This is a genomic window from Pandoraea soli (assembly GCF_902459595.1).
Lineage (GTDB): Bacteria > Pseudomonadota > Gammaproteobacteria > Burkholderiales > Burkholderiaceae > Pandoraea > Pandoraea cepalis.
Map to the genome: position 1 here is coordinate 317219 of NZ_CABPSG010000006.1, position 15518 is coordinate 332736.

Sequence of the window (15518 nt, forward strand, 5' to 3'; positions counted from 1 at the left end):
GGTGGGAGATGCCCGCCGTGCCGTGAGCCTCGCGTCCGGTAGCGGCCGGGCGGAGCGCCTGACATGCAATGCCGCACTACACTGGCATTCGCTTGCCGATGGCCGGCATCCCCCATGAGCCCTGTCACGGACAGTGCTCAGGCCTTAAGGTATCACAGGTGCACTCGGTTATACTGCCAGGCAGTCTCCCAGCAGACCCGTGTCAGCCGGCAAGGGCCGTTCACCCGAATTTCGGGACGGCGGGAACCGGCATGAATGGTTGACGCTCTCGTTATCGGCGCGCGTCGGATCACTGCCGCGCGCCCTGACGAAAGCGTCAACGCGACTAACGCGACGGCGGCCAAGGTGGCTGCGTTGCCTTCGGACTTCATACAGGCCTGACAGACAGCATGACATCACCGGTACGGATGTACGATTCGCTCTCGCCGGCGCACACGCGCCCGCCCCATCGACCGGACACTGACCGCCCCCGCGCGGCTGCCCTGCGCAAACGTGCCGACTTCCCTTCCCTCTCGCCACTGTCGCGGCTCGCGCATGCGTTCAGCGTGCTGCTTTGCGTCGGTACGTTAGCGCTGTCGTCCGCTGGCGTGCACGCGCAAGCCCGCGGCAAGCCGGTCGCGAAGGCGGATTTCGAGGAAGAGGTCGTACCGCAACGCTATGCGGCGAACCCCGAGGTCGACGCGTTCGTCAACGACCTCGTGGCGCGCGACGGATTCGATCGCGCCGAGCTGCAGAAAGTCTTCTCGCGCGTGGTGTTCTCGCAGACGGCCGCGCGTCTGGCCGCACCACCCGCCACGCCCGGTCAGAAGAACTGGGCACGGTACGAGCGGAATTTTCTCGACAGCACGCGCATCAATGGCGGTGTGCGTTTCTGGAACCAGAACGCGGCGGCACTCGCGCGCGCGGCCAAGCAGTATGGGGTGCCCGAGGAGATCATCGTCGCGATCATCGGCGTCGAGACCATCTACGGTCGCAACATGGGCAACTTCCGCACCATCGATGCGCTCACCACGCTGGCGTTCGACTATCCGCCCGCACGCAACCGGTCGGAGCGCATGGCGCTCTTTCGCAACGAGCTGGAAAACTTGTTGCTCTACGCACGCGAGCGAGGTGTCGATCCGTTCGGCATCTACGGTTCGTACGCGGGCGCCATCGGCATTCCGCAGTTCATGCCGTCCTCGATCCGCAACTACGCCGTCGATTACACCGGCGACGGCAAGATCAACCTCACGAACGATGTGGCCGACGCCATCGGCAGCGTCGCCAATTTCCTCAAGCAACACGGCTGGCAGGCGAAACAACCGATCGTCTGGAATATCGCCGGGGATCGCGGCAGTCAGGGATTGGCCGAAGCGGGCGCCGACGGGCAACCCGAGCCGCATTGGAAGCTCGGTGACTTCATCAAGGCAGGCATGCTGATGAACGAGCCGCGGCTCGATGTCGGGGCGTCGCTCGACACACCGGTGCTCATCGTCGATCTGCCTACGCCGGGACACGCCACCGAATATCGCATGGGCCTGAACAACTTCTACGTGCTCACGCGTTACAACCGCAGCTTCTTCTACGCGATGTCGGTGTACGATCTTGCCGACGCGATCAAGGCGGCACGCGCTCCGTAAGACAGAACGCCAACCCAGCCTCACACGCCATGAACAACGGGACCCACTGGGTCCCGTTGTTCATGGTGCGGCCTCCCGTCACGTGCGCGTGCCGGGCACCGCGGCACATTACGCCGGGAACACCCCGGTCGACAAATAACGGTCGCCGCGATCGCATACCACGAACACGATGGTGGCATTCTCGACTTCATGCGCCAGATTCAACGCAATCTGGCAGGCGCCCGCAGCCGAGATGCCGCAGAAAATCCCCTCTTCCGCCGCAAGACGGCGCGCCATGATTTCCGCTTCCGCCTGCGTCACGGAGATGGTGCGATCCACACGTGCCCGATCGAAGATCTTCGGCAGGTACGCTTCCGGCCACTTTCGAATGCCCGGGATGCGCGAGCCTTCGGCCGGCTCGGCGCCGATGATCTGCACCGCGTCGCTCTGCTCTTTCAGATACTGCGATACGCCCATGATCGTGCCCGTCGTACCCATCGCGGAAACGAAGTGAGTGATGCGCCCTTCGGTATCGCGCCAGATCTCCGGACCGGTAGTCTCGTAGTGCGCAAGCGGGTTGTCCGGGTTGGCGAACTGGTCGAGGATGATGCCGCGTCCGTCGCGCTGCATCTGCTCGGCGAGATCGCGGGCGTATTCCATGCCCCCCTTGACTGGCGTCAAGATGATCTCGGCGCCATAGGCGCCCATGCTCTGACGGCGCTCGATGGAGAGATCTTCCGGCATGACGAGGATCATCTTGTAGCCACGAACCGCAGCAGCCATCGCCAGTGCAATGCCGGTATTGCCGGAGGTGGCTTCAATCAGCGTATCGCCGGGCTTGATGCGGCCGCGCAATTCGGCGTGCTTGATCATCGACAACGCAGGACGATCTTTCACCGACCCCGCCGGGTTGTTGCCCTCGAGCTTGCCGAGAATCACGTTGTTGCGGCGACGGATTTCGTCGTCGGGCAAACGCATCAGTTGTACCAGCGGCGTATTGCCGATGGTGTCTTCGATAGTCTTGTAGGCCATTGCGCTAAGCTGTCTAGGTCGGGAATCGGAACATTCTAATCCACCGGCCATGTCCGCGCTCAGGCGTGCGGATTTCGGCCGGACATCGCAATGGCGATGCCCGGCCGCCCGTCGGGCGTCAGAGCTTCGGTGCGCTAGCCGCCGCCGGAGCCTTGGCCTTCTTGGATTTGGAGGGCTTTGCCGGGGCTGCGGCGGGCGCGGCCGCCGGCGCCGATGCCGCGGCAGGGGCCGCGCCGGCCTTGGCCGCCTTGGCATCCTTCGACTTCTTCGACCGGGTCGCCTTCGCGTCCGATGCGCCTGCGGCGGATGCCGCCGCCGGCGCCGAGGGCTTGGCCGACATAGTCGCCGCACCTGGCGCCGCGGGCTTCATCGTCGAACCGGCGGCAGGCGTCGGCACAGGCGTCTTTTGCATCGTCGTCGACGGCACAGGCGCCGCCGGCGTCATGGGCTTGGCGGTCGTCGCAGGGGCCACAGGCGTTTGCGCGGCAGGCGCCATCGGTTTGGCCGGTGCGGTCGCAGGCGCCGATTTGGCGGCCGCAGGAGGCACCGCGGCCCCACCCTGCCCGTTGATCGTCATGCCTTCGGACTGAAGCGTGGTCACGGACTTGGCGCCCAGCCCCTTGACGCGTTTGGCAACGTCCGCCGCATCCTTGTAGGGGCCGTGGGCGTTACGCTCGTCGATGATGGCTTTGGATTTGACCGGCCCGATGCCCTTGAGCGATTCGAGCTGCGCCTGGTCGGCGGTATTGATGTCGACAGCAGCCATGGCCAGGCCGCACAGGGTGAAAAAGGCAACAACCGCCAGCAAGAACTTGCGAAGCATGATCTGTTCCTTATGAAGTCACTCGGGCCGATATCGCGGATATCGTGGACATCCTCGACACCCCGATTATGGCTTAACGTCCAGGAACGGCTACGGATGACATCGCACGCCCACAACATCCAACAAAACGGGGAGCCAGTGGGCTCCCCGTCGGTCTGGCGCTGCGATTCGCCATTTACTGCGCGAGCAACCAGCGCACGTAGCGCGAGACACCTTCGCCCACCGTGTAGAAAGGCGGCTGATAACCGCCCGATTGGCGAAGATGATCGATGTTCGCCTGCGTAAAGCATTGGTACTTACCGCGCAGTGCGTCCGGGAATGGAATGTACTCGACGAGTCCCTGCTTGACCAGTTCGTCGAGCGACAGCGCCGACTCACCCGCTTCGGCGCGAAGCGTGTTGATCACGGCCACGGCGATATCGTTGAACGGCTGGGCACGGCCCGTGCCGAGGTTGAAGATGCCGCTTCGCTCAGGATGGTCGAAAAAGTGCAGGTTCACCTTCACCACGTCTTCCACCGACACAAAGTCGCGGCTTTGCGTACCGGCAGCGTAGCCGTTGTATTCACCGAAGAGCTTCACCCGCCCATTGGCGCGGAATTCGTTGAAGTTGTGGAAAGCGACCGAGGCCATACGCCCCTTGTGCGCCTCACGCGCGCCATAGACGTTGAAGTAGCGAAAACCGGCCACCTGACTCGGAAGCTTGCCGCCGGCGTCGCGCATCGCCCGTCGCACGATTTGGTCGAACAGAAACTTCGAATACCCATAGACGTTGAGCGGCTTCTCGAATTCACGCGCTTCCACGAACGTTTCCGACGCACCGTACGTCGCCGCAGACGAGGCGTAGAGGAACGGCACGGTCTGCGCCTGGCACGCTTCGAACAACGCGCGCGTATAACGGAAGTTGTTCTCCATCATGTAGCGGCCGTCGGTCTCCATCGTGTCGGAGCAGGCGCCTTCGTGGAAAATCGCGCGCACACGGCCGAATTCACGACGCTGGAAGCGCGCGACGAAGTCGGTCTTGTCGAGGTAATCGCTGATCTCACAGTCGACCAGGTTGCGGAACTTGTCGGCGCGCGTGAGGTTGTCGACCGCCACGATGTCGGTCTCGCCACGCTCATTGAGGGCTTTGACGAGGTTGGCGCCAATGAAGCCCGCGGCGCCGGTCACGATGATGGTCATGTCAGTTCGGAAAAGAGTTCGGTATAGTCCACAGTCGCCGTACCCAGCTTGCCGACGACAATACTGCCCGCGCGATTGGCGAGCACAACGGCCTGCGCGAGCGGCAGACCCGCAGAAAGCGATGCGGCGAGCGTTGCGATCACGGTGTCGCCCGCGCCCGAAACATCATACACTTCGCGCGCCTGCGCCGGCACGTGCAGCGCGCCGCTCGCGGTGAAGAGGGTCATACCCTCTTCCGAGCGCGTAAGCAGCAATGCCTCGAGATCAAGCGACTCACGCAGGGTCTGCGCGCGGGCCGTCAGGTCGTCTTCCGAGCGCCACTCGCCCACGACTTGCTGCAATTCAGAGCGGTTCGGCGTCAGGATGCTGGCACCGCGATATCGCTCGTAATCACTGCCCTTCGGGTCGACAAGTACCATTTTGCCTGCGGCGCGCGCAGCTTCGATCATCGGCTGCACATGCGTCAGGCCGCCCTTGGCGTAATCCGAGAGCAGCACGACGTCGTAGCTGTCGAGCAGTTGGCGATACTGATCGAGCACCGCCAGCAGCACTTCCCGGGCCGGCTGATTCTCGAAATCGATGCGCAGCAATTGCTGCTGACGCGACACGATGCGCAGCTTGATCGTCGTCGCCAGATCGGCGTCGCGGGTCACAAAGGCCGTCACACCGCTCTCGTCGAGCAGGTCGACGACGCGCTCGCCCGGTTCGTCTTCACCCAGCACGCAAAGCAGACCCGCCTGCGCCCCCAGCGACGCAGCGTTGAGCGCCACGTTCGCCGCACCGCCGAGCCGCTCCTCATTGCGCGTGACGTGCACCACCGGCACCGGCGCTTCCGGCGAAATGCGATTGACGTCGCCAAACCAGTATCGATCGAGCATCACGTCGCCGACGATCAGCACGCGCGCGCGGCTGAACGCCGCGCGAGGCACGGTGGGCACACCGGGTGCCTGCACCGTGCGCGTGAGCGAAGTTGCGGTCAAAGTCATCTGTCGCTCCTCGTGACTCAGGCCGACTCGTGCAACCCACGGCCGATGCCGTGGTACTCGATGCCCAGCTCCTTCATGGCGTCGGGCTCATACAGATTCCGGCCATCGAAGATCAGCGGCAGCGAAAGCGCCGCCTTCACACGCGCGAAGTCCGGGCTGCGGAACGCCTTCCATTCCGTGACGATGACGAGCGCGTCGGCGCCGTTCAGCGTGTCGTTCTGCGTGGCACAGAATTCGATGCGGGCGCGCGCCTCGGCATCGCCTGCGAAGTCGAGCGCGACCACGCGGCGCGCTTCGTCGAGCGCCACCGGATCGTAAGCCCGCACCCGGGCGCCACGACGCACCAGCTCGGCGATGACGCGGCGGCTCGGGGCTTCGCGCATGTCGTCGGTGTTCGGCTTGAACGCCAGCCCCCACAAGGCGAACGTCTTGTCCGACAGATCGTCGCCGAGGCGGTTGACAATCTTGTCGATCAGCACGGCCTTTTGCGTTTCATTGACGGCTTCCACTGCGTTGAGAATTCGCAACGGCAGGCCATAGTCCTCGGCGGTGCGCACGAGCGCCTGGACGTCCTTCGGGAAGCACGAGCCGCCGTACCCGCAGCCGGAATACAGGAAGTGGTAGCCAATACGCGGGTCCGAACCAATGCCCTTGCGCACGTCTTCGATATCCACGCCGACGCGATCGGCCAGATTGGCCATTTCGTTCATGAACGAGATGCGCGTGGCGAGCATGGCGTTTGCCGCGTACTTGGTAAATTCCGCCGAGCGCACGTCCATGTACAAGGTGCGCTCGTGGTTGCGGTTGAACGGCGAATACAGGCGCTTCATCATCGCGCGCGCCTGTTGGCCGTCGGTGTCGTCGTCCACACCGATCACGATACGATCCGGGCGCATGAAATCGTCCACCGCCGCCCCTTCCTTCAGGAATTCGGGGTTCGAAACGACGGAGAACGACACGTTTTCGCCACGCTTGCCGAGTTCGTCGGCCACCGCGGCACGCACCTTGTCGGCCGTACCGACCGGCACTGTCGACTTATCGACGATCACCTTGAAACTCTTGGCGTAACGGCCGATGTTGCGTGCCGCGGCCACGACATATTGAAGGTCGGCCGAGCCGTCTTCGTCCGGGGGCGTGCCCACGGCGATGAACTGAACGTCGCCATGGGCGACGGAGGCCTCGACATCCGTCGAAAATTGCAGGCGGCCGGCGGCGCGATTGCGCGCGATGACTTCCTGCAGGCCGGGTTCGTGAATCGGTACGCCGCCGTTGTTCAGGATTTCGATCTTGCGCGGATCGACGTCGAGGCAAAACACGTCGTTGCCGACGTCCGCCAGGCACGCCCCAGTGACGAGGCCGACGTATCCGGAGCCGATGATAGTGACTTTCATGATTGCGCGAGCTAAGAGTAATTAGGAGGCCGCCGGCACGTCGACACGTCGCGGCGTATAGGTCTCCCAGCCGTTACAGCCGGGGCATTGCCAATAGAACAATCGCGCGCGGAAGCCGCACTGGTCGCAGACATACCGGGGCAACGACTTGGTACGCTGCGTGATGAGCTTGCCCATGAGTTGCAGGTCCGACTGCGTGTCGCCCTGCGCCGTGGCGGCGTGTGCTTCGAGCAGGCGCACCATACCGGGCGCGCTCGGCGCGCGGTGCATCTGTTCGCGCATGAGCTTGAGCGCCGCTTCCGGGCCTTCGAGGGCAATCGACTGCTCATAGACGATCTCCAGCAGATCGTCCGATGGATTCTTGCGCAGCGCATCGCTCAGCACGGCGAGCCCTTCTTTCGCCCGGCCCAATGCCTCGTACGCCCGCATCAGGCGCTTGGCCGCCAGGCCGAGGTACACCGGATTCTGCTGCTCGATGGTGCGAAGCACGCGCAACGCGCCTTCGGCGTCGCCCGCGGCGAGCAGCATGTCGCCGCGCAGCAGCGGCGCACGCACATTGGCGGGATTGACCGCGAGCGCAGCGTCCAGCGCCTGCGTAACGGCGCCGGCGTCCTTGCGTTGCAGCGCTTCCTGCGCCAGCTCGCAGTGGAACTGCGCGATCTCCTTGCGGTACGACACGGCAGGGTCGAGGTCACTCAGCGCCTCGGCCTCGGTCAGCGCCTTGTGCCATTCCTTCTCGATCTGATAGATCGTGAGCTTTGCGTGTTGCGCTGCCTTGGCATAAGCCCCAGTGTGCAGTCGGCCGAACGCCTCTTCGGCACGGTCCAGCAACCCCGCCTTGAGAAAATCGTGGCCGAGTTCGTAGAGCGCGTGTTCATGATCGGCTGACGGCAGGTCATGGCGCGAGAGCAGGTTCTGGTGCACACGAATGGCGCGCTCCGTCTCGCCGCGACGACGGAACAGACTACCCAGCGCGAAGTGCAGCTCGGTGGTCTCGGGATCGAGCTTGGCGACTTCGATGAAGGCATCGATCGCCTTGTCGGGCTGCTCGTTGAGCAGGAAGTTCAGACCGCGAAAATAGGACGCCGGCAGACTTCGGCTCTCGGAGAGCAAGCTGCGCAGATCCAGGCGTGCGGCCACCCAGCCGCAGCCAAAAATCACGGGGATGGCCAAGAGCCACCAGACCTCGAATTCCATGAATGCGTGTTGTCGTTGAAACAGTCGATGAAGAGGGCGAGCGTCGCGCGCCGTGTCGCCCGAATTAGACCGGCGGCAGCATCGGCGGTTGGTCCCCCGCCTCGGGGTCGCGTTGCGCACGGGCCAGATCGCGCCGCGCACGGCGTAGCTCCAGGCGCTGACGCATCAGGCTCGGCAACGTGGCGAGCACGCCGATGACGCCACCGACCACGAAAAACGCCAGGCCGATCATGATGAGCGGTGCCGTCCACGTATGCCCCAGGAACAGGTTCAACGTGACTTCGCCTGTGTTGGCGAGCGCGAGACACAGCAACACCACAAACACGATAAGACGAACGATCCAAACAATCAGCTTCATGCCGAAAGGCTCCTGCGGCAGGGTTGCCGTATGTTTTGCGACTTGAGCGGTCCCGGGCCCACGGCATCGATGCCGCCGACGCACCCGGGCCGGCACGTGGCCGTATTGTACCGGATGTGCTCCGTCAGGCGCCGTTACTGCAGCAAGCTTCACATTGGCGTCAATGGCCCGCACGCCTCCCCGCCAAATGCAAAAAAAGCGCCCGAAGGCGCTTTTCTTGCGTAGTAGATCCCAAAGGGCCTTATTGGTCCGACGCCTTGTGGTCAACCCGCTCTCGCAACTCCTTGCCGGGCTTGAAGTGCGGCACGAATTTCTCCGGCACCATCACTTTCTCACCCGACTTCGGATTGCGGCCGACACGCGGTGGCCGACGGTTGAGCCCGAAGCTACCGAAACCGCGGATCTCGATTCGATGACCGCGCGCAAGCGCGTCTGCCATCGCATCGAGAATGGTCTTCACCGCGAAATCGGCATCCTTGAGCACCAACTGGGGAAACCGCGCCGCCAACTGGTTGACCAATTCAGACTTGGTCATAGGCCTCGGACCTTACTGATTCTGGCTGTCCAGCTTGGCTTTGAGCAGGGCACCCAGATTCGTGGTGCCGCTCGCTGCCGAGCTATCCGACGACATCTTGCTGATCGCTTCTTGCTGTTCAGCCGAATCCTTCGCCTTGATCGACAGGTTGATGTTGCGCGACTTGCGATCGATGTTGACGATCATTGCATTGACGGCTTCACCTTCCTTGAGCACGTTGCGGGCATCTTCCACACGGTCGTGTGAAATTTCCGAAGCGCGCAGGTAACCTTCGACGTCCTCACCCAGCGACACGACGGCACCCTTCGGGTCGACGGCCTTGATGGTACCGTCAACGATCGAGCCCTTGTCGTGGATGGCCACGAACGAGTTGAACGGATCGCCTTCGAGCTGCTTGATACCCAGCGAGATGCGTTCCTTCTCGACGTCGATACCCAGAACCACGGCTTCGACTTCGTCGCCCTTCTTGTACTTGCGCACGGCGTCTTCGCCGGTTTCGCTCCACGACAGGTCCGACAGGTGAACCAGGCCATCGATGCCGCCCGCCAGACCAATGAACACGCCGAAGTCGGTGATCGACTTGATGCCGCCCTTGATCTTGTCGCCCTTCTTGAAGTTGCGCGAGAAGTCATCCCACGGGTTCGCCTTGCACTGCTTCATGCCCAGGCTGATACGACGACGGTCTTCGTCGATCTCGAGCACCATGACTTCGACTTCGTCGCCCAACTGGACAACCTTGGTCGGAGCAACGTTCTTGTTGGTCCAGTCCATTTCCGACACGTGAACCAGGCCTTCGATGCCCGATTCCACTTCGACGAACGCGCCGTAGTCGGTAATGTTGGTGACCTTGCCGAACAGGCGGGTGCCTTGCGGGTAGCGGCGAGCAATGCCTTCCCACGGATCATCGCCGAGCTGCTTGACGCCCAGCGAGACGCGGCCCTTCTCTTGATCGAACTTGAGGATCTTGGCGGTGACTTCCTGGCCAACCGACAGCACTTCGCTCGGGTGACGCACACGACGCCAGGCGATGTCGGTAATGTGCAGCAGGCCATCGATACCGCCGAGGTCGACGAATGCGCCGTAGTCGGTGATGTTCTTGACCACGCCCTTGACGATCGCGCCTTCCTTGAGCGTCTCGAGCAGCTTGGCGCGCTCTTCACCCTGGGTGGCTTCGATCACGGCACGACGCGAGAGCACAACGTTGTTGCGCTTGCGGTCGAGCTTGATCACGCGGAATTCGAGGGTCTTGCCTTCGTACGGGGTCGTGTCCTTGACCGGACGCGTGTCCACCAGCGAACCCGGCAGGAATGCGCGGATGCCGTTGACCATGACGGTCAGGCCGCCCTTGACCTTGCCGGTAATCGTGCCGGTCACGAGCTCGCCCGATTCGAGGGCCTTTTCCAGTTGCAGCCACGAGGCCAGACGCTTGGCCTTGTCGCGCGACAGCACGGTGTCGCCGTAGCCGTTTTCCAGGGCGTCGATCGCCACGGAAACAAAATCGCCGGCCTGAACTTCGACCTCGCCCTGATCATTCAGGAATTCTTCGATAGGGATGTACGCTTCGGACTTGAGCCCGGCGTTGACGACCACAAAGTTGTGGTCAACCCGAACGACTTCTGCGCTGATGACTTCACCAGCACGCATGTCTTGACGGGAGAGCGACTCTTCGAAGAGTGCCGCGAATGATTCGTTAGTCGAGGTTTGCAGGTCGGACATAAATGTGGATTACGCCGCTGACGTCCGTCTCCCGAAGGGGGGGTGACGATCACGCACAACGGTTGGGTTAAAGGTTGACAAAGCCACGACGGGTGACTGCATGAAACACCCTGTCAGGCGCCTTGCGGATACTGCACTTGCGCGAACCATTCGAGCACCTGGGCCACCGCCTGATCGACGTTGAGCCCCGACGTGTCGAGTACTCGCGCACCCTCTGCTGGCCGTAGCGGCGCCTCGGCACGGGTACGATCCCGCGCATCGCGCGCCTCAAGATCCAGCATCAGACTGTCTATGTTAGCAGAAAATCCTTTTTCTATCAATTGCTTATAACGCCTCTCGGCGCGCGCCTGGGGGGTGGCCGTCAAAAACACCTTCAAATCCGCCTCCGGGAAGATCACCGTGCCCATGTCGCGACCGTCCGCAACGAGGCCCGGCGCGGTCTTGAAGGCTCGCTGAAGCGCCTTGAGCGCCTGGCGGACCGCCTTGTGCACGGCAATGCTGGATGCCCGGTTGCCGATCGCCTCGGCCCGGATCGCGTCGGTGACGTCCTCCCCGGCCAGCCAGATGCGCTGCTCCTTGAACCGCACATCGAGCGTCTCGGCGAGCACCGCCAGCGCCCCGACGTCGTCCGGATCGATCCCGTGCCGGGCGCTCGCCAGCGCCGTCAGCCGGTATAGCGCCCCGCTGTCGAGATAGTGAAAGCCCAGCGCATCGGCCACACGGTGTGCCACCGTCCCTTTGCCGGATGCCGTTGGGCCATCCACCGTAATGACCGGAATCGAGTCGTCCACCATCGTGAAATCAGGCATCCCTTCGTCTCTGTGTGTTCAAAACATCAAAAAAATGAAATCTCGTGCGCAAATAGTAACGATTACCATTTTTGCGCAGGCACCCTCGGCCCAGGCCGAAAACTCGACCGCCGAGCAAGATCGCGATTATCCCTTAGCCAGTCCGAATGGGGACCCACTCGAGCGGCAGGGCGACACGCCACGTGGTTCGCACCGATGAATCGGGCTTGCGGGCGCGCTCAAGCGCGTCGGTGAGGTAGATCCGGGCAACCGGGCCGCGGCGACCACGAGGGGCCGCTATGCGAATTCGCCACCGCGCGTTGTCCCGCCTTCGAACTGCCCGGGGTCGGGGTGGCAAATGGGGGATCGCGTCCATCGGTTCGGCGACCTGCGGCGAACGCAAGCCACGCTGACCCGACCAGTATAGCCGTCGTGCCTCGCGGGTGACTGAGGCGCCGTCGGAATGGCGGTCACGCGGCGGCCGGGAGAACGACCGGCCGATGGGCCCGATCGCTTCCCTTGCCCCCTTTCACTTGAAGTCATCGGACGCGATACCGAGGCGCCGCATCTTGTCATACAAGGTCTTTCGGGGCACGCCCAGCTTCTCACAAGCGAGCGATGCGCGTCCGCCGGACGCGCGCAACGCCTCTTCGATGAAACGCCGCTCGAACAGGTTCATCTGCTCGTCAAGCGTGCGCGGCGTCCCCTGCGGGCCGTCGTCCGGATCTCCGGTCCCGAGTCCGAGCGTAAAGCGCTCGGCGACGTTGCACAGTTCGCGCACGTTTCCGGGCCACGGGCGCGCCATCAGCCGATTCAGACGCTCCACGCCGATCTCCGGCACCGGACGGCCGTACGCCGCCGCGGCCCGAAGCACGAAGTGCTCGAACAGCAGCGGAATGTCTTCGCGACGCTCCCGCAGCGAGGGGATTTCGAGCACGATCACCCCGAGCCGATAGTAGAGATCGTCGCGAAACCGCTGCTGGCGTGCGAGCTCGAGCAGATCCGCCTTCGTCGCGGCAATGATCCGGCAATTCATCGGCAGCAGTTCGTTCGAGCCAATCCGCTCGAACTGGCGCTCCTGAAGCACACGCAGGAACTTGACCTGGAGCGCCATCTGCATCGTCTCGATCTCGTCGAGGAAGAGCGTGCCGGCCTGCGCAAATTCGAGCTTGCCGATGCGACGTTTCAACGCCCCCGTGAACGAGCCCGCCTCATGGCCGAACACTTCGCTCTCGAACAACGATTCGGGAAGGCCCGCGCAGTTCAGCGCGGCAAAGGGTTTGTCGCGGCGCGGGCCGAAGTCGTGCAGGCAGCGCGCAACGAGTTCCTTGCCGGTGCCCGTCTCGCCGAACACCAGCACGTTCGCATCGGTATTGGCGAGTTCGAGGATCAGCTTGCGCAAACGCTCCACGGGTCGGGAATTCCCAAGGATCCTCGCATCGATACGATCGCGACTCTCGAGCTGCCTGCGCACGGCCGTCAGTTCAAGCGTAAGACGTCGGTGCTCGAGCGCACGTCGCGCAAGCTCGACGATCCGCTCCGACGCGAACGGCTTTTCAACGAAGTCGTAAGCGCCGAGGCGCATGGCTTGTACCGCCATCGCGATGTCGCCGTGCCCGGTCACGAGAATGACCGGCATCGACGCGCTCATCGCCTTCACGCGTTCGAGCAGTTCGAGCCCCGTCATACCGGGCAGGCGCACATCGCTGACGACAATACCTGGGAAATCGCCGTCGATGTGTTCAAGGGCCTCCTCGGCGCTTCCAAACGCGTCGACCTCGATGTCCGCAAGCTGCAGCGCCTGGACGGTACCGAGCCTCACGGCCGCGTCGTCCTCCACGAGCAGCACGCGCAAGCTGTCTGGGATCACGGGTTGCCCTCCCTGTACGTCCGTAGATGAATACTGAATTCGGCGCCGCCCACCGACCGGTCGGTGGCCTTCAGCGAACCGCTGAACTCACGCACGATGCCCTCGGAGATCGCCAAGCCGAGGCCCAGCCCCGTACCCTGCTCCTTCGTCGTGAAGAAGGGTTCGAAGAGCCGCGCGCGCACGGCCTCTGAAAGCCCCATGCCGGTATCGCGCACCCGGATCACGGTCTTGTCGCTATCGGTCTCGACCGTCACTTCGAGTCGGCGCACCGGGGTGGTAGCCATTGCGTCGAGCGCATTCGCGAACAGGTTCACCAGCACCTGCTCGAGCCGATTTGCATCGGCGAGCACGCGCGCGCCGGCCAATTGCGGGTCGAACGTGAGCTCGACCCGGTCCTTGCGCAGCCGCTGCCCAACGAGGAACAGCGCGTTATTGATCGCTTCTGCGGCAACGACCGGCTGGAGTTGCGTCGGCGCCTTGCGGGCGAAGCGCTTCAGTTGCGACGTGATCCGCCCCATTCGCTCTATCAACTCGCCGATCATCCGAAGATTGGCCTCGGCGTGACTCGCCCGGCCCCGTTCGAGGAACGTCAGCGCGTTGTCCGACAGCGTGCGCAGGGCCGCGAGCGGCTGATTGAGTTCGTGCGTGACGCCCGCCGCCATCTGCCCGAGCGCCGCCATCTTGCCCGCCTGCACAAGCTCCTCGAATGCGGCCTTGAGCTGCGCTTCGGTTTCCCTGTGCATCGCGACCTCATGCTCCAGATTGCGGTTCGCGCGGCTGAGCGCCGCAGTGCGCCGCGCGACCTTGCGCTCGAGCTCCTCGTTCAGTTGCTGCAGCGCTTCGCGCAGTGCGAGCCGTTGCGCGACGATGCGCCGCCGCTGCCACACGGTCAGCGCCAGCACGACGACGAATGCGAGCCCCAGCGCGGCGGATCGGGCCAATGCACGTGCCACCGCTCGCGCGGGTGCGAGATTCGACAGCACGACAATGTGCCAGTCGGTGCCCGATACGGGACGGGTAACGACCAGGAACTCGGTTGGGAACGGCTGTGGGGTCGGCAGGCTGGTGGCCAGCGGATTGTCGCGCGCCACCGATTCGATCCACGCGTTGGGTGCGAGTGTGCGCTCGATGGAGAAGCCAGCGGGCATGAGTGCGCCCGGCGCATCGTACTGGTGCGTACTCACGATCTCGGCGCGCGCGGCCGCCGACAGCGGGCGCAGTGTCCTGTATTTGAGCCCCGGCACCGACGACAGCATGATCACGCCATGCGAATCGATGGCGAGAACGGGCTCGGCGCCCTGTCGCCAGACCGATTCGATCCGATCGAGATTGACCTTGAGCGTCACGACGCCGAGCACGCGATGGGCGTCGTCGTAGATCGGTTCGGCCAGAAAATAGCCCGCCTCATTACTCACGGTGCCCAGCCCGTAGAAACGGCCATGGCCGTCACGCATGGCGCCGATAAAGTACGGGCGGAACGAGAAGTTCGACCCGACGAACGTCTTCGGTTGGTTCCAGTTGCTCGCCGCGAGCGTGTTGCCTTGCTTGTCCATCACGTAGAACGCGCTGGAGCCCGCGTCTGCATTGACGGTCTGCAGATAGGCATTGACCCGTGCGACCAGATCGCGATCGGTCGGATGGCGCAGCATCGATAGTACGTCGGCATTCAGGCTCGCGAGCGACGGCAGATAGCTGTAGTGTCGAACCTCGCTCGTCAGCGCATTCTCGTAGCCGTCGAGCCGGTGCGCGGCGGTGTCTCGCAGCGTGCGGATCTCCACCTGCTCCGCGTAACGATAGGCCACCCATGCAGCCACCACAGTCAGCAAGGCGAACGCGACCACGAGCGCGAGCAGAACACGCGTGCGACGCGACGTTGCGCTGACGAACTTCACGACCGCCTCCCCGCAAGCCCGCGCCCTGCGGGCCCGCGAACGTCCATTGCCCACCGCCCCATCGCACCGTCTCCTCTGAAGCCATCATTCTAACGGTGCGGCTCGCAACTGCCATCGGCATAAGCGCTTGTCCGGCATGCCCGAAGCCCCTG

At 63.6% G+C, this 15518-nt stretch carries 13 protein-coding genes; 1 reads left to right on the top strand and 12 read right to left on the bottom strand.

What is annotated here, in order from left to right; translation table 11 throughout:
• Positions 1 to 389: 389 nt before the first annotated feature.
• The gene (gene mltB / locus PSO31014_RS13385; protein ID WP_246176624.1) at positions 390 to 1619 is read left to right on the top strand and encodes a lytic murein transglycosylase B; all 1230 of its coding nucleotides are present in this window, start codon (positions 390 to 392) and stop codon (positions 1617 to 1619) included.
• A gap of 108 nt (positions 1620 to 1727) precedes the next feature.
• On the opposite strand, the gene cysM is transcribed toward mltB, so the two are convergent.
• The 12 genes from cysM to PSO31014_RS13445 all read right to left on the bottom strand — a co-directional run bounded on the left by cysM (position 1728) and on the right by PSO31014_RS13445 (position 15366).
• Positions 1728 to 2630 carry a cysteine synthase CysM gene (gene cysM / locus PSO31014_RS13390; protein WP_150552059.1) on the bottom strand — a complete coding sequence of 301 codons (903 nt, stop codon included), beginning with the start codon at positions 2628 to 2630 and terminating at the stop codon, positions 1728 to 1730.
• A gap of 118 nt (positions 2631 to 2748) precedes the next feature.
• Entirely contained in the window at positions 2749 to 3453 is a 705-nt protein-coding gene (locus PSO31014_RS13395) for a ComEA family DNA-binding protein (protein WP_150552060.1), read from the bottom strand.
• A 175-nt stretch (positions 3454 to 3628) separates the two neighbouring features.
• Positions 3629 to 4633 (bottom strand): ADP-glyceromanno-heptose 6-epimerase, encoded by a 1005-nt coding sequence (rfaD, locus tag PSO31014_RS13400; protein ID WP_150552061.1) that lies wholly within the window; start codon positions 4631 to 4633, stop codon positions 3629 to 3631.
• Positions 4630 to 5619 (bottom strand): D-glycero-beta-D-manno-heptose-7-phosphate kinase, encoded by a 990-nt coding sequence (gene rfaE1, locus PSO31014_RS13405; protein WP_150552062.1) that lies wholly within the window; start codon positions 5617 to 5619, stop codon positions 4630 to 4632. Before rfaE1 ends, rfaD begins: the two co-directional genes overlap by 4 nt.
• Positions 5620 to 5636: 17 nt before the next feature.
• Positions 5637 to 7010, bottom strand: coding sequence for a UDP-glucose dehydrogenase family protein (locus PSO31014_RS13410; RefSeq protein ID WP_150552063.1), 1374 nt, complete (start codon positions 7008 to 7010; stop codon positions 5637 to 5639).
• A gap of 21 nt (positions 7011 to 7031) precedes the next feature.
• On the bottom strand, positions 7032 to 8207 hold the full coding sequence (gene lapB, locus PSO31014_RS13415) for a lipopolysaccharide assembly protein LapB (RefSeq protein WP_150552064.1): 1176 nt from the start codon (positions 8205 to 8207) through the stop codon (positions 7032 to 7034).
• 64 nt (positions 8208 to 8271) lie between these two features.
• Positions 8272 to 8565 (bottom strand): LapA family protein, encoded by a 294-nt coding sequence (locus PSO31014_RS13420; protein ID WP_150552065.1) that lies wholly within the window; start codon positions 8563 to 8565, stop codon positions 8272 to 8274.
• A 241-nt stretch (positions 8566 to 8806) separates the two neighbouring features.
• Positions 8807 to 9100, bottom strand: a complete 294-nt coding sequence (locus tag PSO31014_RS13425) for an integration host factor subunit beta (RefSeq protein WP_017232087.1) — start codon at positions 9098 to 9100, stop codon at positions 8807 to 8809.
• A gap of 12 nt (positions 9101 to 9112) precedes the next feature.
• Positions 9113 to 10816 (bottom strand): 30S ribosomal protein S1, encoded by a 1704-nt coding sequence (rpsA, locus tag PSO31014_RS13430; protein ID WP_150552066.1) that lies wholly within the window; start codon positions 10814 to 10816, stop codon positions 9113 to 9115.
• A 113-nt stretch (positions 10817 to 10929) separates the two neighbouring features.
• Complete coding sequence (gene cmk, locus PSO31014_RS13435) at positions 10930 to 11625, bottom strand: (d)CMP kinase (RefSeq protein WP_150552067.1); 696 nt, start codon at positions 11623 to 11625, stop codon at positions 10930 to 10932.
• A gap of 508 nt (positions 11626 to 12133) precedes the next feature.
• Positions 12134 to 13474, bottom strand: coding sequence for a sigma-54-dependent transcriptional regulator (locus tag PSO31014_RS13440; RefSeq protein WP_150552068.1), 1341 nt, complete (start codon positions 13472 to 13474; stop codon positions 12134 to 12136).
• On the bottom strand, positions 13471 to 15366 hold the full coding sequence (locus tag PSO31014_RS13445) for an ATP-binding protein (RefSeq protein ID WP_174976504.1): 1896 nt from the start codon (positions 15364 to 15366) through the stop codon (positions 13471 to 13473). Before PSO31014_RS13445 ends, PSO31014_RS13440 begins: the two co-directional genes overlap by 4 nt.
• Positions 15367 to 15518: the final 152 nt, after the last annotated feature.

Coding starts and splice junctions, on each gene's coding strand:
- mltB (WP_246176624.1), top strand. CDS start 390: ATGACATCACCGGTACGGATGTACGATTCGCTCTCGCCGGCGCACACG.
- cysM (WP_150552059.1), bottom strand. CDS start 2,630: ATGGCCTACAAGACTATCGAAGACACCATCGGCAATACGCCGCTGGTA.
- PSO31014_RS13395 (WP_150552060.1), bottom strand. CDS start 3,453: ATGCTTCGCAAGTTCTTGCTGGCGGTTGTTGCCTTTTTCACCCTGTGC.
- rfaD (WP_150552061.1), bottom strand. CDS start 4,633: ATGACCATCATCGTGACCGGCGCCGCGGGCTTCATTGGCGCCAACCTC.
- rfaE1 (WP_150552062.1), bottom strand. CDS start 5,619: ATGACTTTGACCGCAACTTCGCTCACGCGCACGGTGCAGGCACCCGGT.
- PSO31014_RS13410 (WP_150552063.1), bottom strand. CDS start 7,010: ATGAAAGTCACTATCATCGGCTCCGGATACGTCGGCCTCGTCACTGGG.
- lapB (WP_150552064.1), bottom strand. CDS start 8,207: ATGGAATTCGAGGTCTGGTGGCTCTTGGCCATCCCCGTGATTTTTGGC.
- PSO31014_RS13420 (WP_150552065.1), bottom strand. CDS start 8,565: ATGAAGCTGATTGTTTGGATCGTTCGTCTTATCGTGTTTGTGGTGTTG.
- PSO31014_RS13425 (WP_017232087.1), bottom strand. CDS start 9,100: ATGACCAAGTCTGAATTGGTCAACCAGTTGGCGGCGCGGTTTCCCCAG.
- rpsA (WP_150552066.1), bottom strand. CDS start 10,816: ATGTCCGACCTGCAAACCTCGACTAACGAATCATTCGCGGCACTCTTC.
- cmk (WP_150552067.1), bottom strand. CDS start 11,625: ATGCCTGATTTCACGATGGTGGACGACTCGATTCCGGTCATTACGGTG.